Origin of the sequence: Pontibacillus yanchengensis (assembly GCF_009856295.1) — a bacterium.
Classification (GTDB): domain Bacteria; phylum Bacillota; class Bacilli; order Bacillales; family BH030062; genus Pontibacillus; species Pontibacillus yanchengensis_A.
The window spans coordinates 307117-328099 of sequence record NZ_WMEU01000001.1 but is presented as its reverse complement, the minus strand read 5'-3'; the positions used below and the strand labels follow the sequence as shown (position 1 = coordinate 328099).

The 20983-nt window shown below is 37.4% G+C and carries 23 protein-coding genes; all 23 read left to right on the top strand.

The genetic code is table 11. From position 1 onward, the window contains the following. The first annotated feature begins 17 nt into the window (after window positions 1-17). Window positions 18-2096 carry a type I DNA topoisomerase gene (topA, locus tag GLW08_RS01570; protein ID WP_160846834.1) on the top strand — a complete coding sequence of 693 codons (2079 nt, stop codon included), beginning with the start codon at window positions 18-20 and terminating at the stop codon, window positions 2094-2096. A gap of 1185 nt (window positions 2097-3281) precedes the next feature. Then, on the top strand, window positions 3282-4181 hold the full coding sequence (gene xerC / locus GLW08_RS01565; protein WP_160846833.1) for a tyrosine recombinase XerC: 900 nt from the start codon (window positions 3282-3284) through the stop codon (window positions 4179-4181). Between the two features lie 30 nt (window positions 4182-4211). Continuing rightward, window positions 4212-4760, top strand: a complete 549-nt coding sequence (gene hslV, locus GLW08_RS01560) for an ATP-dependent protease subunit HslV (protein ID WP_160846832.1) — start codon at window positions 4212-4214, stop codon at window positions 4758-4760. A 14-nt stretch (window positions 4761-4774) separates the two neighbouring features. Continuing rightward, window positions 4775-6166 (top strand): HslU--HslV peptidase ATPase subunit, encoded by a 1392-nt coding sequence (gene hslU / locus GLW08_RS01555; protein ID WP_160846831.1) that lies wholly within the window; start codon window positions 4775-4777, stop codon window positions 6164-6166. 24 nt (window positions 6167-6190) lie between these two features. Next, window positions 6191-6970 (top strand): GTP-sensing pleiotropic transcriptional regulator CodY, encoded by a 780-nt coding sequence (codY, locus tag GLW08_RS01550; protein ID WP_160846830.1) that lies wholly within the window; start codon window positions 6191-6193, stop codon window positions 6968-6970. 336 nt (window positions 6971-7306) lie between these two features. Then, window positions 7307-7702 (top strand): flagellar basal body rod protein FlgB, encoded by a 396-nt coding sequence (flgB, locus tag GLW08_RS01545; RefSeq protein ID WP_160846829.1) that lies wholly within the window; start codon window positions 7307-7309, stop codon window positions 7700-7702. Window positions 7703-7705: 3 nt separating this feature from the next. Further along, on the top strand, window positions 7706-8161 hold the full coding sequence (flgC, locus tag GLW08_RS01540; RefSeq protein ID WP_160846828.1) for a flagellar basal body rod protein FlgC: 456 nt from the start codon (window positions 7706-7708) through the stop codon (window positions 8159-8161). A gap of 17 nt (window positions 8162-8178) precedes the next feature. Continuing rightward, window positions 8179-8490 carry a flagellar hook-basal body complex protein FliE gene (fliE, locus tag GLW08_RS01535; protein ID WP_160846827.1) on the top strand — a complete coding sequence of 104 codons (312 nt, stop codon included), beginning with the start codon at window positions 8179-8181 and terminating at the stop codon, window positions 8488-8490. Window positions 8491-8539: 49 nt separating this feature from the next. Beyond that, window positions 8540-10132 (top strand): flagellar basal-body MS-ring/collar protein FliF, encoded by a 1593-nt coding sequence (fliF, locus tag GLW08_RS01530; protein WP_160846826.1) that lies wholly within the window; start codon window positions 8540-8542, stop codon window positions 10130-10132. Window positions 10133-10144: 12 nt separating this feature from the next. Continuing rightward, the gene (gene fliG, locus GLW08_RS01525) at window positions 10145-11158 is read left to right on the top strand and encodes a flagellar motor switch protein FliG (protein WP_160846825.1); all 1014 of its coding nucleotides are present in this window, start codon (window positions 10145-10147) and stop codon (window positions 11156-11158) included. Next, entirely contained in the window at window positions 11151-11933 is a 783-nt protein-coding gene (gene fliH / locus GLW08_RS01520; protein WP_160846824.1) for a flagellar assembly protein FliH, read from the top strand. The genes fliG and fliH overlap by 8 nt, the downstream gene beginning before the upstream one ends. Further along, the gene (fliI, locus tag GLW08_RS01515) at window positions 11917-13230 is read left to right on the top strand and encodes a flagellar protein export ATPase FliI (protein WP_160847852.1); all 1314 of its coding nucleotides are present in this window, start codon (window positions 11917-11919) and stop codon (window positions 13228-13230) included. The genes fliH and fliI overlap by 17 nt, the downstream gene beginning before the upstream one ends. A 6-nt stretch (window positions 13231-13236) precedes the next feature. Continuing rightward, window positions 13237-13683, top strand: a complete 447-nt coding sequence (gene fliJ / locus GLW08_RS01510) for a flagellar export protein FliJ (RefSeq protein WP_160846823.1) — start codon at window positions 13237-13239, stop codon at window positions 13681-13683. 5 nt (window positions 13684-13688) lie between these two features. Further along, the gene (locus GLW08_RS01505; RefSeq protein WP_160846822.1) at window positions 13689-14282 is read left to right on the top strand and encodes a MotE family protein; all 594 of its coding nucleotides are present in this window, start codon (window positions 13689-13691) and stop codon (window positions 14280-14282) included. Window positions 14283-14319: 37 nt separating this feature from the next. After that, window positions 14320-15852 carry a flagellar hook-length control protein FliK gene (locus GLW08_RS01500; RefSeq protein ID WP_160846821.1) on the top strand — a complete coding sequence of 511 codons (1533 nt, stop codon included), beginning with the start codon at window positions 14320-14322 and terminating at the stop codon, window positions 15850-15852. A 9-nt stretch (window positions 15853-15861) separates the two neighbouring features. Further along, a complete protein-coding gene (flgD, locus tag GLW08_RS01495; RefSeq protein ID WP_160846820.1) occupies window positions 15862-16308 on the top strand; it encodes a flagellar hook assembly protein FlgD in 447 nt (148 codons plus the stop codon). A 15-nt stretch (window positions 16309-16323) separates the two neighbouring features. Further along, a complete protein-coding gene (locus GLW08_RS01490; protein ID WP_160846819.1) occupies window positions 16324-16701 on the top strand; it encodes a TIGR02530 family flagellar biosynthesis protein in 378 nt (125 codons plus the stop codon). An 81-nt stretch (window positions 16702-16782) separates the two neighbouring features. After that, window positions 16783-17634 carry a flagellar basal body rod protein FlgG gene (gene flgG, locus GLW08_RS01485; protein ID WP_160846818.1) on the top strand — a complete coding sequence of 284 codons (852 nt, stop codon included), beginning with the start codon at window positions 16783-16785 and terminating at the stop codon, window positions 17632-17634. 63 nt (window positions 17635-17697) lie between these two features. Further along, window positions 17698-17916 carry a flagellar FlbD family protein gene (locus GLW08_RS01480; protein ID WP_160846817.1) on the top strand — a complete coding sequence of 73 codons (219 nt, stop codon included), beginning with the start codon at window positions 17698-17700 and terminating at the stop codon, window positions 17914-17916. Continuing rightward, on the top strand, window positions 17913-18335 hold the full coding sequence (fliL, locus tag GLW08_RS01475) for a flagellar basal body-associated protein FliL (protein ID WP_237458253.1): 423 nt from the start codon (window positions 17913-17915) through the stop codon (window positions 18333-18335). The genes GLW08_RS01480 and fliL overlap by 4 nt, the downstream gene beginning before the upstream one ends. Before the next feature lie 36 nt (window positions 18336-18371). Further along, the gene (fliM, locus tag GLW08_RS01470; RefSeq protein WP_160846816.1) at window positions 18372-19370 is read left to right on the top strand and encodes a flagellar motor switch protein FliM; all 999 of its coding nucleotides are present in this window, start codon (window positions 18372-18374) and stop codon (window positions 19368-19370) included. Then, window positions 19360-20586 carry a flagellar motor switch phosphatase FliY gene (gene fliY / locus GLW08_RS01465; protein ID WP_160847850.1) on the top strand — a complete coding sequence of 409 codons (1227 nt, stop codon included), beginning with the start codon at window positions 19360-19362 and terminating at the stop codon, window positions 20584-20586. Before fliM ends, fliY begins: the two co-directional genes overlap by 11 nt. 28 nt (window positions 20587-20614) lie before the next feature. Continuing rightward, window positions 20615-20977: a response regulator gene (locus GLW08_RS01460; protein ID WP_160847849.1), complete on the top strand. Its 363-nt coding sequence runs from the start codon at window positions 20615-20617 to the stop codon at window positions 20975-20977. Window positions 20978-20983: the final 6 nt, after the last annotated feature.

Below are 20983 nucleotides of genomic sequence, written 5' to 3'. Positions count from 1 at the left end.
TCTGGGAGGAAACATATATGGCAGATTATCTGGTTATTGTAGAATCACCTGCAAAAGCAAAAACAATAGAGCGATATTTAGGAAAAAAATATTCTGTAAAAGCATCAATGGGCCACGTAATTGACTTACCTAAAAGTCAAATGGGTGTGAATGTTGAGGAAGACTATCAACCTAAGTACATCACAATAAGAGGTAAAGGGCCCGTATTAAAAGAATTGAAAACGGCAGCTAAAAAAGCGAAGAAAGTGTATCTTGCCGCTGACCCCGACAGAGAGGGAGAGGCAATTGCTTGGCACTTAGCACATAGCCTGAATATGGATGAAACATCTCAATGCAGGGTTGTGTTTAATGAGATTACGAAAGATGCTATAAAAGAATCGTTTAAAAACCCTCGTACCATCGATATGGATCTGGTAGATGCACAACAGGCAAGAAGGGTTCTAGACCGATTGGTTGGTTATAATATCAGTCCATTATTATGGAAGAAAGTTAAAAAAGGCCTTAGTGCTGGACGAGTACAATCAGTCGCTGTAAAGCTTATCATTGATCGTGAAAATGAAATAAATGAATTTAAGCCAGAAGAATATTGGACAATTGAAGGAAACTTTCAAAAAGAAAAAGAATCATTTGAAGGATCGTTTTACGGTTTGAATGGAAAAAAAGAAAAACTATCTTCAAAAGAGGATGTTGATGGAGTACTTTCAAAAATGAAAGGGAAAGACTTTACCGTTGATAAAATAAATAAAAGGGAAAGGCGAAGAAATCCCGCAGCTCCTTTTACAACATCTTCCCTCCAACAGGAAGCAGCACGTAAATTAAACTTCAAAGCTAAGAAAACCATGATGCTTGCGCAACAACTCTATGAAGGTATAGAGCTAGGGAAAAAAGAAGGTACGGTTGGTTTAATTACTTATATGCGTACGGACTCTACAAGAATATCTCAAAGTGCTCAAAAAGAAGCAGCTGGATATGTTGAAGAGAAGTACGGCAAAACATTTTTAGGAAAAGGGAACCAAAAAAACAAAAATGCACAAAATGCACAAGATGCACACGAAGCAATTCGACCAACTTCCACAGTGCGTGATCCAAGAACAATTAAAGAATTCTTATCAAGAGATCAATTTCGCTTATACAAGTTAATTTGGGAACGTTTCTTAGCGAGTCAAATGGCTCCTGCCGTGATGGATACGATAACAGCTCATTTATTAAATGAGGATGTTGAATTTAGAGCTACAGGATCTAAAATAAAATTCAAAGGTTTTATGAAGGTCTACGTGGAAGGTAGCGATGATAACAAAAAGGAAGAAGATAAGTACTTACCTGAATTGGAAGAGGGTATGACTGTTAAGGCTTCCAAAATCGAACCGAACCAACACTTTACCCAGCCACCTCCACGGTACACAGAAGCTCGTCTAGTGAGGACGTTGGAGGAAATGGGCATTGGACGTCCATCTACTTATGCTCCAACATTAGATACTATTCAAAGACGTGGGTATGTAAGCTTGGATAATAAACGATTCGTACCAACGGAGTTGGGTGAAATCGTAGTTGAATTATTAAGAGAGTATTTTCCTGAAATTATTAACGTGGACTTCACAGTTGAAATGGAAGGAAACTTGGATGCTGTAGAAGAAGGGAAAAAGCAGTGGATTCAAGTTATCGATGACTTTTATCAAGATTTCGAGAAGCGTTTAGAAAAGGCTGAAAAAGAAATGGAAGAAGTCGAGATTAAAGATGAACCTGCTGGTGTTACATGTGAAGAATGTGGACACGAAATGGTCTACAAAATGGGACGCTATGGTAAATTCCTAGCATGCTCGAATTTCCCGGACTGCAGGAATACCAAGCCTATTTTAAAAGAAATAGGTGTAAAATGCCCTAAGTGTAAAGAAGGTAATGTAGTTGAACGTAAAAGTAAAAAGCGTCGTACCTTTTATGGATGTGATCGCTTTCCAGAGTGCGACTTTATTTCTTGGGATAAGCCAATTAGCCGTCCTTGTCCAAAATGTGAATCTTTATTGGTAGAAAAGAAGGCGAAAAAAGGCACACAAGTTCAATGTACATCATGTAACTATAAAGAAGATTCACAAGAATAGTAAAAAAGCCTGGTTGCTTCTATTAATAGGAAGCCAGGCTTTTTTTGTGTAGAATGTAGTAAATTTTTATGTTACATACGAATGTATTATTTGCGATATTCAGGATAAGAGGAATAATATGGAAGACTTAAAATCGAGATAAATTTGGTAATCCCGAAAGAGGGGTGTTTCCGTAGATTTAGTTAGAATAAAGGTGGCCGTGGAACAACTCGCGTCCTGCCGGCGAGCTGGCAAGCCTCCTCGAGCCCAAAAATCGGGGCTCTGTGGAGTCTTGCCTACCTCTTTTTCCAGCGGGAGTTCTTCTTGTTCCATGGCCACCTCCTGCGATGTTGGGAGAAACGGCAACATTTGCGAAGTTAGAGAGGTTGAGGTATTTGAATATCTTCTAATGGTACACACCCTAGTAAGTTCTAGTATAACAATTGGTTCATAACAAAAAATTCTGTGGCAAGAGACTAATGGACATTTAGTTCGCTGTTTGTAAAAAATAAAGTTTTATTTGTCCGTAAGATCTAACCAAAGAGGGTTTTCACTAAAAATAAGGGCTTATATGTCCTTTCGGGAGACATACAACATTTGGCCGCGGGTCCGATAGCCATTACCCGTATAGGGGTGAAGGGAAACTACGAGACTCCCGCGGGAGAAAGAGGTTGGTGAGACCCCCGGAGGGAGCAAAGCAACTGAGAAGGCTCACCAGCTCGCCCGCAGGAAAGCGAGTTGCTTCACCGTAACCCCCTTCCACGTTTCAAGTATCGGACCCATCATCTTTTGAATATATCTCGAACTCAAGCCTTCAAGATAATGGGGCTTTTCTGGCATATAAAATTAAGAAGCTTCTTATAGTAAAGTAGAAGTTGGTATCGCCCTTCTATTACATGTTTATTTACCATAAGGTTGTAACAAAACTTGATTATTTTAAAATTTGGAATAAGTTTTTGTAAAGATTATGATTGTACAGAAAACTTTGTTTGACACCTATTTCACACTAAGGCTATAATCTACGAGTGGTAAGGGAAATTGCTTGACAGAAATTTGAATAATATCTGTTCAAAAGGCTATCCTGATAAAGGTTATGAAATTGAGTCTAATCGATAACAATTCAGAATTTTGTTACAATTTAGTAAAATTCATTGCATAAGGTATAGAACTGTGTTAATATTTAAACGCCTTATGTGAGGTGATAATATGGATATTCAAAAGGAAAGACAGGCATTTATCGAATACTTACAAATTGAAAAAAATGCTTCCTCTAATACCATCCAATTTTATGAATATGATTTGAATGCATTTCTTGAATTTTTAAATAAGGAAGGGATTACTTCTTTGTTTGATGTGGATTATGCAGTAATTCGTATATTTTTAACCGAATTATATGATCGACAATTGTCCAGGAGATCTGTATCACGGAAGCTATCAAGTTTACGAATGTTTTACCGATTTCTTGAAAGAGAAGGCAAGATTGAATTTAACCCATTCCTAAATATTTCATTACCTAAAATGAATAAACCAATTCCAGAGTTTTTATATGAAGAGGAGTTGGAGAAGCTTTTTCATGTTAGTGATTTGAACACTTCACTTGGGAAAAGAAATCAAGCTATTTTGGAATTACTATATGCAACTGGAATGCGTGTTAGTGAATGTGTAAAACTGAGCATAGAAAACATAGATTTTTCTTTAGGTACTTTACTTGTACAAGGAAAAGGGAGAAAAGAAAGGTATGTACCATTCGGTAGCTTTGCTCAAGAAGCATTATCAGATTATATTTCTAACGGCAGAAACAAGCTGTTAGCAAAATCAAACCATGCAACACAGCATGTCTTCTTAAATGCAAAAGGTACGCCTTTGACAGATAGAGGTGTTCGAAAAGTATTGGATCAAATGGTGCAAAAAGCAGCTTTGACAATTCATTTACATCCTCATAAGTTGAGGCACACATTTGCAACCCATATGTTAAATGAAGGTGCCGATTTACGTTCCGTACAGGAATTATTAGGACACGAACATTTGTCTTCAACACAAATTTATACTCATGTAACGAAAGACCATTTACGTAAAATATATAATAATAGCCATCCAAGAGCCTAAAAGGATGACGATTGGAAAGAGGTGGATAGGTTGGAACAACAATTTCATGCTACAACTATTTTTGCCGTTCGACATAATGGTCAAAGTGCTATGAGTGGGGACGGTCAGGTTACATTTGGAAATGCAGTTGTAATGAAACATAAAGCAAAAAAAGTTCGTACCTTATATAAAGGGCAAGTACTAGCAGGATTTGCTGGATCTGTTGCGGATGCCTTCACACTGTTCGAAAAATTTGAGGCCAAACTAGAAGCATTTGATGGTAATCTCCAAAGAGCAGCTGTTGAACTTGCTAAAGAATGGCGTAGTGACAAGGTTCTTCGTAAATTAGAGGCCATGCTTATTGTAATGAATAAGGATGCTATGCTATTAGTTTCTGGAACTGGGGAAGTGATTGAACCAGATGATGACATCCTAGCAATTGGTTCAGGTGGGCATTATGCCTTGAGTGCAGGGAGAGCATTAAAGAGATATACTGACCAAAAAACAGCAGGTGAAATTGCTCAGGCAGCTTTAGAAGTTGCTGGTGAAATATGTGTGTATACGAACAATGAGATAGTTTTAGAAGTGTTAGGTGAGTAAAGGAGGACGTAAATATGTCTGATAATCTTACTCCACGTCAAATCGTGGAAAAACTTGATCAATATATTATTGGTCAAAAAAATGCTAAAAAATCAGTGTCAATTGCTTTACGAAATCGATATCGACGTATGCAGCTTGACGATAAGCTTAAAGAAGAAATTGTTCCAAAGAATATTTTGATGATTGGACCCACTGGTGTGGGGAAAACAGAAATTGCTCGGCGATTAGCTAAACTAGTGGGTGCGCCTTTTATAAAAGTTGAAGCAACAAAGTTTACAGAGGTAGGCTATGTCGGCCGAGATGTGGAGTCAATGATTCGTGATTTGATGGAGACGTCTGTACGAATGGTGAAAGAAGAAAAAATGGAAGGCGTTAAAGGTCGCGCTGAAGAGTTGGCGAATAAACGTATAGTAGAGTTATTAGTTCCAGAAAAGAAAAAACAAAATAACTTTAAAAATCCATTGGAAATGTTCTTCAATCAGCAACAAGATCAAGGTCAGGAAGAATCAACTCAGGAAGAGCAAGATATTGAACAGAAGCGCAAACGTAGAGCAAATCAACTGGCTATGGGTGAACTTGAAGATCACATGGTTACTGTTGAACTAGATGAACAGCAACCATCTATGTTTGACATGATGCAAGGCTCGGGTATGGAACAGATGGGGATGAACATGCAAGATGCATTTAGTCAGTTCATGCCTAAAAAGACGAAGAAACGTCGTTTAACTGTGGCTGAGGCTCGTAAAGTACTCACTCAATCAGAAGCACAAAAGCTCATTGATATGGATGAAGTTTCTCAAGAAGCTGTTCAAAAAGTAGAACAGACTGGAATGATTTTTATTGATGAGATAGATAAAGTTGCAGGGCAAAGTGAACAATCCGCTAATGTTTCTCGGGAAGGTGTCCAACGCGATATTCTTCCAATTGTAGAAGGGTCTACTGTAACAACTAAATATGGACCGGTTAAAACCGATCATATTCTTTTCTTTGCTGCTGGAGCCTTTCATATGTCTAAGCCCTCAGATCTTATTCCAGAATTGCAGGGACGTTTCCCAATTAGGGTAGAATTAGAAAAACTGACCGTACTAGACTTTGTCAATATTTTAACAGAGCCTTCAAATGCATTACTAAAACAATATAAAGCACTTCTAGAGACAGAAGGTATAAATGTTGAATTTTCTGACGAAGCTGTAACTAGACTTGCAGAAGTTGCATTTGAAGTGAACCAGGACACAGATAACATAGGAGCTCGTCGTTTACACACCATTTTAGAGAGGCTCTTGGAAGATTTATCTTTTGAAGCACCTGATGTCAATATGGAAACAATTGAAATCACTAAAACATACGTAGACGACAAATTAGCTTCGATTGCGAAAAATAAAGATTTAAGCCAATTTATTCTATAGCTAAGTCAGAACAGGAGGATCACTATGAAATTATTAGAACGAGCACGTAACATTAATGCGATGTTACAAACAACAACAGGTAAATCCGTGAACTTTAATGATATGTCTGAAACATTAAGAGATACAATTGGAGCAAACACTTTCATTGTAAGTCGTCGAGGTAAATTGTTAGGTTTCGCGATTAAACAGGAAATAGAAAACGAACGCATGAAAAATATGCTAGAACAACGTCAATTCCCCGAGGAATACACTCAAAATTTATTTAACATCAAAGAAACTACGTCCAATATTGATATAAATAGTGAATTCACAGCGTTTCCAGTAGAAAATCGTGACCTATTTAAGAACGGGCTAACAACAATCGTCCCTATTATCGGTGGGGGAGAACGTTTGGGAACGTTAATTTTAAGTCGTATTACTGAAAGCTTTAATGAAGATGATTTATTGCTTGCTGAGTACGGAGCTACAGTGGTTGGTATGGAGATTCTTCATGAAAAAGCCGAAGAAATCGAATTAGAAGCAAGAAGTAAGGCTGTTGTACAAATGGCAATTAGTTCATTGTCGTATAGTGAACTAGAAGCAATTGAGCATATCTTTGAAGAACTAGAAGGCAATGAAGGATTACTAGTGGCGAGTAAGATTGCTGATCGTGTAGGGATTACACGTTCGGTTATTGTAAATGCCTTGCGTAAGTTAGAAAGTGCTGGTGTAATCGAATCTCGTTCCCTCGGAATGAAAGGGACGTACATTAAAGTACTAAACGACAAATTTCTACATGAATTACAAAACATGCGATTGAACTAAATATATGGAATAATATCCCTTCTCTATTCGAGAAGGGATATTTTTTTTGGGGGTCTTACAAAAATCTTTATACTTTGTACATTTCTTTTGAATTCCTAATGTGTCATAATAATACCTAGATGGAAAAATGTAACCTTAACGCGAAAATTGTCGTAAAATTTGCCTTGACGAACTTGTTTGTTTTTGTAGGTAAATAGTCTTGTTATTACAAGAAAATTATAGAAATATAGGTTAAATAGGGAATTAATCTCATAGACATTCAGTCTTGTATTTCTTACAATTACCGTAGAAACTAGGTCTCACTACTTAAAAATTTGGTTAAAAAGGAGGGGGAAAATGAAACTCTTTGGGAGCACATTTCAAGTGTTAGAGAACTCAATGAATTACGCATCACAAAAGAACCAAACAATTACAAATAATATAGCAAATGTCGATACCCCTAATTTTAAGTCAAAAGATGTGGTATTTAAGGACGTTTTGGCAAATGAAGTAAATAACTCTTTAGAAACGAAAAGAACGAATGAAAAGCATATCCCTTTTAGTAGCTATAGAGGGAAATCTTACAAAGTGGTAACGAATTCAAATACAACATATAACCATAACGGAAACAATGTTGATATGGATAAAGAAATGTCAGACTTAGCAAAAAACCAAATCTATTATCAAGCTTTGGTAGATCGTCTGAATGGTAAGTTTAGAAGCCTTCAAAGTGTCCTGAAAGGTGGTCAATAAATAATGGGGATATTTAATTCACTAAATGCAAGTGCTAGCGCATTAACAGCACAACGACTGAGAATGGATGTTGTATCTTCCAATCTGGCAAACGCTGAAACAACAAGAGCATCCCAGACGGAAGATGGTCAGTGGCAACCATATCGTAGGAAGACGGTTACCTTTCAACCGAATGGGCAATCATTTCAATCTCATCTACAAACCGCAATGGGTTCTTCAACTGATTCTGCGCAAGGTGTAGAAGTCACTGATATCAAGGAAGATCCAGAACCGTTTAATATGATGTACAATCCCAATCATCCTGATGCAAATGACGATGGATATGTTGCGATGCCAAATGTTGATCCACTAAAAGAAATGGTTGATCTAATGAGTGCTACACGCTCATATGAAGCCAACGTAACTGCTATGAATGCTAATAAAAGCATGCTTATGAAAGCATTAGAAATCGGAAGATAACAGGAGGTATATTGGAGATGAACAATTTAGCGACCTCGATTTCATCCTTGCAACAATTACAACCACAAACGGAATCTACCAAAACAAAAGCATCTCCTTCTGAGGTGCAATCTGCATTTGCAGATAGTTTGAAAAATGCAATTAACAATGTAAATAAAGCCGGAGTGACATCGAACCAAATGACAGAAAAGCTTGCAAAAGGTGAAGTTGATAACTTGCATGAAGTGATGGTTACAGCTCAAAAAGCAAGTATCACTTTGCAAACAGCTGTCCAAGTACAGGGGAAAGTCATCGATGCATATAAAGAAATCTCTAGAATGCAAGTATGATTATGTTTGAACAGCATAATTAAGAACGTTTTTGACGACGGGGGCTATTATGAGAGAAAAGCTACAACTTTATATAGAAAAGGTAACTACATTTTGGAAAAGCCGTACTCTCGCTCAAAAAAGTGTCATGATTGGTGCAATTATTGGTTTATTTGTTTTAATAATTGGAGTGAGTGCGTTTGCTTCCAATACCAAAATGGTTCCTCTATATAGTAATCTATCACTGCAAGAGGTAGGCCAAATTAAAGAAGAGCTCGATACGAGGAACATAAAGTACGAAATATCTAATGGAGGACAAAGTGTTTTAGTTCCGCAAGAACAAGTAGACTCTTTGTTAGTGGATTTAGCAGCTCAAGGGCTACCTAACAGCGGAAATATTGACTACTCCTTTTTTAGTGCCAATACATCGTGGGGAATGACAGATAACGAATTTGATGTCATAAAATTAGACGCGATGCAAACAGAATTAGCAACATTGATTTCAAGTATTGATGGTATTAGAGATGCTAAAGTAATGATTAACAAACCTAAAGAATCTGTTTTTGTCGGTGAGCAGCAACAGCAAGCTTCAGCATCTGTAGTCATACAAAAAGAAGGCGGCTACGATATAGACCAAAATAAAGTCAAATCTTTATATAACTTAGTATCGAAATCGGTGCCAAACCTTTCTACAGATAATATCGTCATTACAGATCAATCTTTTACATATTACGACTTAGAAAATGAAGGAAATATGGCATCAGGTAATACCTATGAATATCAACAGGGGATAAAAAAAGATATAGAACGTGATATTCAACAACGTGTACAAAAAATGCTAGGTATGATGATAGGACGAAATAAAGTCGTGGTATCTGTAACAGCTGATGTAGATTTCACAAAAGAAAACCGTACTGAAAATCTTGTGCAGCCTAGTTCAGCTGACGGTGAGGAAGGGCTTCCTGTAAGTGTAGAGAGGATCACAGAGACTTATACAGGGAATCCGCCAGTTGGTGGGACACCTGGTACAGGGGAAGAAGATGTTCCGAACTATGATACAGCTGAGGGTGAAGGCGATGGCAGTTATGAAATGATGAAAGAAACAATTAACAATGAATATAACCGTATTCAGCGTAATATTGTGGAAAGTCCTTATAAGCTTCGTGACTTAGGGATTCAGGTTGCCGTTGATAATAGCAAAGCACAAACAGAAAACACTGAATCTGCAGAATCATTGAGTACACAGGAGCAAAATACGGTTAGTGAAAGTGTGACATCTATTTTAAGTTCTATTGTGGAAACCTCGATTTCTGATGAATATGGTGAAGTTGAACCATCAAATAAGATATCAGTTGTTTTTGAAGAATTTAATGGACAACCTCAGTTTGAAGGAGAATCTAAACCAGTTATTCCAACCTGGCTATATGCTATCGGTGGAGTGATGTTAGTCATCATAGCAACATTAATTTGGATGTTAGCAAAAGGAAACAAGAAGAAGGCTGTAAAGGAAGAATATGTGGCGGAAGCGCCAGTATCAGTACCTGATATTGAGGAAGAACAAGAAACAGAAGCCTCTTTACGCCGTAAGCAATTAGAGCGAATGGCTAAGGATAAACCAGAGGATTTTGCAAAACTTCTTAGATCGTGGATTGCAGAAGACTAGGAGGAAGCGTTTATGGCAAAGCAAAAGAGTGAGATGACTGGCAAGCAAAAAGCTGCTGTGTTACTCATATCTCTTGGGCCTGATGTATCAGCACAAGTGTACAAGCATTTAACAGAAGAAGAAATTGAAAAACTAACATTAGAAATATCATCCGTTAAAAAAGTAGAACCAGAACAAAAAGAGCAAATCCTAGATCAATTTCATCAAATAGCTTTAGCACAAGACTACATTTCACAAGGAGGGATTGGATACGCGAAGACAGTGCTTGAAAAAGCTTTAGGAGAATCTGAAGCATCCAATCTTATTAATAGACTTACTTCCTCCTTACAGGTAAGACCATTCGATTTTGCTCGAAAAGCTGATCCAGCTCAAATTCTAAATTTCATTCAAAATGAACATCCTCAAACCATTGCACTCGTTCTATCCTATTTAGATTCTGAGCAATCCGCTCAAATTTTATCAGAACTGCCTCAAGAAATGCAGGCTGATATAGCAAAACGTATTGCTATTATGGATTCTACATCACCGGAGGTCATTAGTGAGGTAGAACAAATACTAGAAAGGAAACTTTCTACTACAGTTACACAAGACTACACACAAACTGGTGGAATTGAAGCAGTGGTTGAGGTGTTAAATGGAGTAGATCGAAGTACAGAGAGAACAATATTAGATTCTTTAGAAATTCAAGATCCAGAATTGGCTGAAGAAATTAAGAAACGTATGTTTGTATTTGAAGATATTGTGACTCTTGATAATCGAGCTATTCAACGTGTAATTAGAGAAGTTGAGAACGAGGATCTTATGCTTTCTCTGAAAGTAGCTAGTGAAGAAGTAAAAGAGGTCGTATTTAACAATATGTCTAACCGTATGGCTGAAACATTTAGAGAGGAAATGGAATACATGGGGCCAGTAAGACTCAAAGATGTAGAGGAAAGTCAGTCTAGAATAGTTGCAGTTATAAGAAGATTAGAAGATGTTGGTGAAATAGTAATTGCTCGAGGCGGGGGTGACGATATTATTGTCTAACTCGAAAAGAGTAATTGGATTAAAGCCAATCAACGCTCAACAAGTAAGACAAGATATACAGAGTGATAATGAAGTTGAAGTAACACAAGAACATGCTGAACAAGTTAAGAGACAAGCTGATGAAACATTTGTTCAAGCGGAAGAAACCTTAAAAAATGCTGAAGAAAAAGCACAACAACTGATAGATGAAGCCCAAACTGATATCGAGCAACAAAAAAGCAATTGGGATCAAGAAAAACAGAATTTGATTCAACAAGTAAAAGAAGAGGCTTATAAAGACGGATTTGCTGAAGGAAAAGTAGAAGCAGAATCAGAATACGAACATCTTATCCAACAAGCTCAGTTCATTATTAATCGTGCTGAACAAGATTATAAGCAACGAGTTGAAGAAAGTGAAGAAACGATACTTCATTTAGGGATTGCTTCTGCTTCAAAAATTCTAAATACGAAGCTACAGGAAGAACCATATCAATTTGTGGAAATAGTTCGTGCGCTTATAGAAGAAGTGAAAGAACAAGGACAAATATCTATTTATGTACATCCTGAGCAATATGACCAAGTTGTGGAACAGAAAGCAGAGTTACAAATGATAGTAGATCAGCAAGCAGATTTATCTATCTTTCCTAAACATAATGTAAATCCTTACCAATGCTATGCAGAATCATCATTTGGTAGAGTCGATGCCAGTATCGATAGCCAATTACAAGAATTACGCACGAAATTGCTTGAATTATTAGAGGAGGCCAAAGCCAGTGAGAATGAGTCAACTTACTGAAGAGATTCCTCATCTTGATACCTTTAAAAGGTACGGTAAAATTCATAGAGTTGTAGGGCTTATGATTGAGTCTAAAGGGCCGGAAGCAAGTGTTGGTGAGGTATGCATTATTCATTCTAGTCCTAAGAAAGGACAACACATTTTAGCTGAAGTTGTTGGTTTTCATAACGAAAATGTACTCCTTATGCCTTATTCTGAGATAACGGATATTGCTCCAGGATGTCTGGTCGAATCTACTGGTGATCCATTACAAATTAAAATAGGCAGAGGGCTGATTGGACAAGTTATTGATTCTCTAGGTCGTCCTCTATATGAAGACACGCAATTACCGAAAGGGTTAGAGATGTATCCAACCGATCAATCACCCCCGAACCCATTATCTAGACCAAGAATCCAGGAACCAATCCAAGTAGGGGTCAGATTAATTGATACACTTTTAACGGTAGGAAAAGGCCAGCGGATTGGCATTTTTGCGGGTAGTGGTGTGGGAAAGAGCACTTTAATGGGGATGATTGCTCGTAACAGTGGTGCTGACATTAATGTGATTGCGTTGATAGGAGAACGGGGCCGGGAAGTTAAGGAATTTATCGAGAAAGACTTAGGTTCTGAAGGGTTAAAAAAATCAATTGTAGTAGTGGCAACCTCAGACCAACCAGCCCTTATGCGTATAAAAGGTGCCTATACAGCTACAGCAATTAGTGAATATTTTCGAGACCTTGGTTTTAATGTGAACCTTATGATGGATTCAGTAACAAGAGTAGCTATGGCGCAGCGGGAAGTTGGACTAGCTACAGGTGAGCCTCCAACAACGAAAGGCTACACACCAAGTGTGTTCGCAATATTGCCAAAGTTATTAGAACGTACAGGCACAAATTATTTAGGGACCATTACAGCATTTTATACAGTGTTAGTGGATGGAGATGACCTCAACGAACCAATATCAGATACAGTAAGAGGTATATTAGATGGACATTTTGTATTAGATCGAAAACTTGCTGAACAAGGGCAGTTTCCAGCAGTAAACATACTTAAATCAATCAGTAGAGTGATGAAACAAATCACATCTACTCAACACCAAGACGCTGCAAATGAACTTAGGTCAATGCTTGCAACATATGAAGAAAACCAAGAGCTCATCCAAATAGGTGCTTATAAAAAAGGAACATCAAGAGATGTGGATCAAGCAATTCAGTACCATCCTAGTATTATTTCATTTTTGAAACAGGGAACGGAAGAAGTAGTTAGACAAGATGAAGCAGTAAGTCAGCTGTTGAAGTTAGTAGGGCGAGGGGAGTGATAGTTAGTGGCGGATATTGCAACGTTTCATAAATTACTCCAATTAAAAGAAACAGATAAAAACGTAGCTCACAAAATATACCAAGAATCTATAGAAGAGTTTGAACAGGTTGCAACGACAATGTATGAACTTTTAAAGAAAAAAGAACAAGCTGAGGAATACTACCAACATCAATTGCAACAAAGTACTCAAGTTACTGAACTACATATGACACACAATTATATCGAACAATTAAATAAGCAGATTACTCAAATGCAGTCTTCCGTTCAAGAAGCTCGAAATCATATGGAAAATAAACAAGAAGAATTAACATTTGCTCATGTTGAAATGAAGAAGTATGAAAAGATTATTGATAGGAAAGAGCATAATCTCTATTCTTTACAAATGGAAAATGAGAAGAAACAAATGGATGAGATTTCTATGCAACAGTTTATAAGTCAGGGGAATAGGTGAATGTAATGGCAGAACAGGAATACAACCAACTAGAATCAAAAAAGACAAATAAATTCCAATGGTTTGTCTTCGTTATCCTAATTCCATTACTATTTGCCGTTACCTTCGCCTTAATTGTAATGACGATAGGTGGAGTGAACGTCTTTCAAAAAGTTCAAGAGTATGGTGGCAAGATTCCGGTGGTTTCGTCAATGGTTTCTTCTGACAACACTCAAGAAAACCAGGAACCACAATCTGCTGAACTTCAAGCGACAGTTCAAGATCAAAACGCTCAAATTCAGCAGTTAAAAGGGACGGTCTCGCAGAAAAACCAAACCATTGAAGAACTCAACCAACAGATAGAAGAGTTAACGAATCAATTAAATGAAAAGGCAAAATCAGACCAACAGCGATCCGAAATAATGAAGAATATGTCTTCATCATTTAAAGAGATGGATCCTGAAGAAGCGGCTCCGATTATTGCACAATTAGACCAATCTACCGCCGTTTCCATCCTCCAACAAATGCCTGATGAAGAACGTGGTAATATATTTGCTAAAATGAGCCCTGAACAGGCTGCAACGTTAACGAGTGCTTTAGTTAATAATAGTAATCCTTAATGTATGTAAACAAAACCCTTTGAAAGGGGGTGAAAATATGAGCAATAACGTAATGATGTTATCTCAGGTGCTAAGTCAATCGAAGCATTCATTAAAACAAGTCATGAATCAGTCCGCCCAGAGTGGTTCAAGAAAAAGTTTCAGAAACGCTATGCAATCCGTTCTTCAAAATACTACATCAAAGTCTGAATTACAAAAAGGACTCAATGAGCTCGTTTCATCTAGTCAATTTTCAGAACAGATGAAATCTTTACTAACTCACGTAAAACAATTCTTTCAATCAATACCCAAAGAAGAACTAACATTAAACTCAGATATGCTTACAAATTTAAAAAATAGTGATTTGTGGTCAAAACTTTCAAATCAAAAACAAAAAAATATAGAAGATTTGTTCGAAAACAATCAATCTATTCTATCAATTTTGAATTTGGACACTCTAGACTCTAATGACTCATCTATTCAGTTGATGACAGTCCAAACATGGTTCCAAGCTAATCCAGGATATAGGAGTACGGAACTTGGTTCTGCTATTGAAAGCCAGCTTAAGCAATTACAACGGCAATCAATCACGTTAAATACTCAATTCGCAACAAGTTTTATAGCTGATTCAGGTTTGCAACAAAATAACGTAACTTTCAATAAACAAGGTGAAGAAGCCAAAGCTATGGAAAAATTAGTACTGCAACTAACGACAAGTCTGCAAAATCTAGACCAAGAAACACAATTAACAAAAAGCCAAATGGCTACATTAGAGAAAAAGCTTTTTGAAATAGCTAAACAATGGGTACAAATGGACAAATCCCAATCGCAAGCACCCAATCAAATACTGCAGCAACTAAAACAAGAAGGTGTGTCAGATAAAGCACTAGAGTCATGGCAACAAGCTTTATCTAATCTTAAAAAACGTAGTTCATTAGCAAATCAGAATCAATATGGTCAAAATGCTACAGTCACAAGAAACGAGTTTGCAAACTGGATTCGAAGCGCATGGCAACGTATGAATACAGAAGGTTCAAAAGCTGCAAACCAAGAACAACAAAATTTGAAAACATCTCCATCCCAGTTTAGTACTTCAGATATGGTACCCATGTCTAAACAAGAACAGATGGTAATTAAGCTTAATGGCTCTCAGTCGAATGAGAGTATGCAGAAACAATTAGTTGAAGAATTTCAAAAAGTCATGAATCGTAGTAAGTTTTCCATTCACAAAGGAAGTTCACAGCTATCCATTAAGTTAAACCCTGGTCAACTAGGAGATATGATGGTGAAGATGACACAACAAAATGGCGAGATGATGGTAAAAATCATGGTGACTTCCCAGGCAGCTAAAGAAATGTTGGAAGGAAATCTGCAACAGCTTCGTCACATGTTCTCACCAAGCCAAGTTCAAGTTGAAAAGCATGATCAACTAACTTCTTCCCAGGAAAGCCACTTACTAGATAAAGACCAAGCTGATAAAGATGAGGAACAGACCCAAAACTTCCATTCTACCTATGAGGCTGATGAGGAGTATGAAGAAGATTCAGAGAATGTGAGTTTCCATGACTTATTAATGAATGAGAAAGTGTAGGTGAATGCAATGCCTAGTATTGATCCATCATTATATTTACAAACCCAAAACCAATCCAAGTCCCAAGAATCAAAAAGTGCCACCCTCGGAAAAGATGATTTTCTAAAAATTTTGATGACTCAGTTACAAAATCAAGATCCGACGAGCCCTATGAAAGATAAAGAGTTTATTTCACAGATGACTAGTTTTTCGACATTAGAACAAATGACAAACATGTCCGATGCCATTCAAAAGCTTACGGAGGCTCAATCCGAAGCACCTGTTGTACGGTACAGTAATATGATAGGCAAACAAGTTTCCTACGAAATTTCGAATGAAAATGGGACAACAGGAAGTGAAACCAGTAAAGTAGCAGCCGTCTCGAAAAAAGGAGAAAAAATTGAACTTGAATTAGCGAATGGTGATCGAATTAGTACTAATTCGATTACTCGAGTTAGCAACGAGGCGAGTGAATAAGAAAGAAGGGGTATCATGGATCCGAGAATCCATCAGTTACAACACAAACCCTTACAGCTTCCAAAAACTAAGACTACTAATGTTTCCTCAAGTAACACTGCGTCTTTTCAAGAAGTACTTCAAAAAGAAGTAGAAAGTTTAACTATTAGTAAACATGCGAGGACAAGGTTACAAGAACGAAACATTCACATACAGGATAATGTATGGGAAACAATTTCATCAAAAGTAAAGGAAGCGAAAGCTAAAGGAGTCACAGAGTCACTAGTGGTAACGAAAGATGCAGCACTAGTAGTCAGCGCGAAAAATGATACAGTCATTACAGCCATGGATCGAAAAGAAGCTGCATCGCAAATCTTTACGAATATTAATGGAACAATTTTAATGGAAGATTAGGCTGGACCTACGGGAGGCCTACAAGCTGTGGACTGATTGAAGCAGCTCTACTATTACATTTTGAAAGGATTGAATAACCTTATGTTACGTTCAATGTATGCAGGTATTTCCGGAATGAAAGGTATGCAACAAAAATTAGATGTGATTGGTAATAACATTGCCAATGTGAATACATCTGGCTATAAAAAAGGAAGGGTTACGTTTCAAGATATGATGAGTCAGACAGTGAGTGGCGCAGAAGGACCCGTTAACGATCGTGGCGGTAAAAACCCTTCCCAAGTTGGACTAGGTTCGCAGTTAGGGTCTATTGATAACATTCATACGCAAGGTAATCGCCAAACTACGAACCGCCCACTTGATTTAGCAATTGAAGGGGATGGGATGTTTGCAGTAGCTGATTCAGTTGAAGCTGGAGATAATATTGGAGATACCTATTATACTCGTTCAGGTAACTTCTACTTAGATAACCAGGGAGATATCGTGAATAACAACGGTCAATATCTATTAGGAGAAAGTGGAAGTAATGATGGGGGTGGTGATTTATCAAAAATCAATATCCCAGAAACTGCGAAAAGTTTTAGTATTACCTCCAATGGCTCTGTTAATTATATTGATGATAATGGTGACAACCAAGTTGCAGGACAAGTTCGAATGGCTAAATTTGCAAACCCAGCTGGGTTAGAAAAAGCTGGTAGCAATATGTTTAGAGCAACTAATAACTCTGGAGATGGAATAGAGGATTTAGCTGATACAGAAATTCCAGGTACTGGAGGATCAGGACAACTAGTCTCAGGCGCACTAGAAATGTCCAATGTTGACCTGGGTGGAGAATTCACGGAAATGATTACAGCTCAACGTGGTTTCCAGGCTAATACTCGAATCATTACAACATCTGATGAAATCCTCCAAGAGCTTGTCAATCTAAAACGTTAATATAGAGGAGGGGATGGGGATGGAGAACGTCTTTTTCGTGTTGTTCTCTTTCTCCTTTTACATATGATTGCATTAACCAAGCTAAATGGTGACCGGTTTACATTGAATGCTATTTACATAGAGCAAGTTCAACGTTTGCCCGCTACCACAATCACATTAAGTAATGGAAAGAAAGTCATTGTCAAGGAAACAGATGCTGAAGTCATTTCGCAAGTGAAACAATTCTATCGACAAATAGGATTGGTAGGGGTTCAAAATGATAATGAGGAGGGATCCTCTTGAGTTCAAGGTTATTTAAGTCGATGGTCACCGCGTTAGTCGTAATTACAATTGTTGGTGTAGTGGCTCTTATATTAGTATTAAATACTTCAGGCCAAGAAGATTCTAGTGCTGAACCAACAATTGATGAAATAATAGAGAATTCTTTTGAGACAGAAGAGATAACGACTGATTTGAAAAATGACCGTTTTGTTCGGATTCAATTCCGGATTGTAACCAACGGCAAGGATGCCAAACAAGAATTACAAAAGCGTGATTTTCAATTGAAGAATATCTTAATCAAAGAACTATCTAAGATGGAAGAGAGTGAATTTCAATCGGGAGTTGCTAATCTAGAGAGCATGCTGAAGCTACGTTTGAACGAATTATTAGCAGAAGGAAATGTTACTGAGGTGTACACAATTGAAAAAGTTTTGCAGTAATGAATATATGATACGCCTGAATGGAGGTGACGTTTTTTGGCTGAAGAGGTTCTTTCCCAAAATGAAATAGATGCTTTACTATCTGCTTTATCTACTGGGGAAATGGACGCAGATGATTTAAAGAAAGAAGAAAAAGAGCAAAAAGTGAAGGTTTACGATTTTAAACGTGCCCTCCGCTTCTCAAAAGATCAAATAAGAAGTTTATCGAGGATACATGAAAACTTTGCCAGACTGTTAACAACGTTTTTTTCAGCTCAACTTCGAACATATGTACAAATATCAGTTGCTTCTGTAGACCAAATTCCTTATGAAGAGTTTATACGTTCCATTCCTAAAATGACCATTCTTAACATTTTCTCTGTAGCTCCATTAGATGGACGAATCCTTCTGGAAGCTAATCCAAATATTGCATATGCAATGCTTGACCGTGTTTTAGGAGGAAGAGGAGTTAGTGTGAATAAGGTAGAGAACCTAACAGAGATTGAAACGAAAATCATGTCACAAATGTTTGAAAAGACCATTGATAACTTGCAAGAAGCCTGGAGCTCTGTTGTTGATATTGACCCTGAGCTTGATGAATTTGAGGTTAATCCTCAATTCTTACAAATGGTGTCTCCAAATGAAACGGTAGTCGTAATTTCATTAAACACGGAGATTGGTGACTCCAGCGGTATGATTAATATATGTATACCTCATGTTGTACTAGAACCAATCATACCAAAACTATCCGTACATTATTGGATGCAAACAGAAACGAAAGAACGTGAACCAGGTGAGTATGAAGCATTAACGAAAAATATTCAAAAAGCGGAAGTTGAAATGAAGACGATTCTTGGTGAATCCTCGATGACAATTGAACAATTTTTACAATTAGCCCCAGATGATGTCATCCAGTTAAACCAAGACATTGATGATCCATTAGTATTAAAAGTAGATGATGAATCAAAGTTTCTTGTGCAGCCTGGAGAATCGAAGAAGAAAGTAGCTGTACAAGTTCTAGAAGAATATAAAGGGGGGGACGATGATGATGAGTGATGATATGCTTTCTCAGGATGAAATCGACGCGTTGTTAAAAGGTACAGCAGATGATGCTGATGAAAATGAACAAAACCAAGCAGGCCAACAACCCCCTGTGGAAGATTACTTGTCAACATTAGAACAAGACGCATTAGGTGAGATTGGAAATATTTCGTTTGGTAGTTCAGCAACAGCTTTATCTAGCTTGTTGAATCATAAAGTTGAAATCACCACGCCAACTATTTCTGTAGTTGAACGTGATAAATTATCAGAGGAGTTTCCACAACCAAATGTGGCCATTCAAGTTACATATACAGAAGGTTTTTCTGGTATGAATTTATTAGTTATTAAACAAACAGATGCAGCAATTATTGCTGACTTAATGTTAGGTGGGGATGGAACATCTCCTTCAGACGAAATGAATGATATACATTTAAGTGCTGTACAAGAAGCTATGAATCAAATGATGGGTTCTGCGGCAACGAGTATGTCGACGGTCTTTAATAAGCGGGTAGACATTTCACCACCAACCATTGATTTATTGGATGTACAGGAAGGCGAAGGTACTGAAACGATACCGAAAAAGGATGTACTTGTGAAGGTATCCTTCCAGCTTAAAGTTGGAAATCTAATTGATTCCAACATTATGCAACTACTACCTGTTGAATTTGCCAAGCAACTCGTTGATCAACTACTTAATCCTCCAGAAGAAGAGGAAAGCAATCAATTAGACCAATCAAAAACAGCAAAAGAGGTGGAACGTCCAGTCTCTCAAATGACTAATAATCCAACACCAGAAACCAATCAGAATGGTCATCAAACACAAACAAATGCTGCACAGCAGGCACAATCCCAAGGTCAACAAGCTCAACAAGGGCCGCAATATTTGGGTGGTATGCAAGGTGGAGCAGAGTCTACTATACAATCAGCCCAGTTTAGTAGTTTTGATCAAGTAGAATTACCACAAAATGAACAAAGAAACCTAGATATGCTGTTGGATATTCCGTTACGAGTGACCGTTGAGCTAGGAAGAACAAAGCGGACTATTAAAGAAATTTTGGAGCTGTCATCAGGATCAGTGGTAGAGCTTGATAAATTAGCTGGAGAACCGGTTGACATCTTAGTAAACGACAAGCCAATTGCTAAAGGTGAAGTAGTTGTAATTGACGAGAACTTTGGTGTACGCGTAACGGATATATTAAGCCAAAAAGATCGCTTAAAGCGAATACAATAAATCAATACAAATATAGGGGGAAATAATGATGGCAAGTAAGATTCTAATAGTAGACGATGCAGCATTCATGCGTATGATGATCAAGGATATTCTAACAAAAAATGGATTTGAAGTAATCGGAGAAGCTCAAGACGGTAATCAAGCGATTGAGAAGTATAAAGAATTAGATCCTGATTTAATCACGATGGATATTACCATGCCGGAAATGGATGGTATTACAGCTCTCAAAGAAATTAAGTCTATTAATCCTGATGTGAAAATCATTATGTGTTCAGCCATGGGGCAACAAGCGATGGTTATTGATGCTATTCAAGCTGGAGCTAAAGACTTTATAGTGAAGCCATTTCAAGCTGATCGTGTATTAGAAGCTATAAAAAAAGCATTAGGGTAAAAGTAG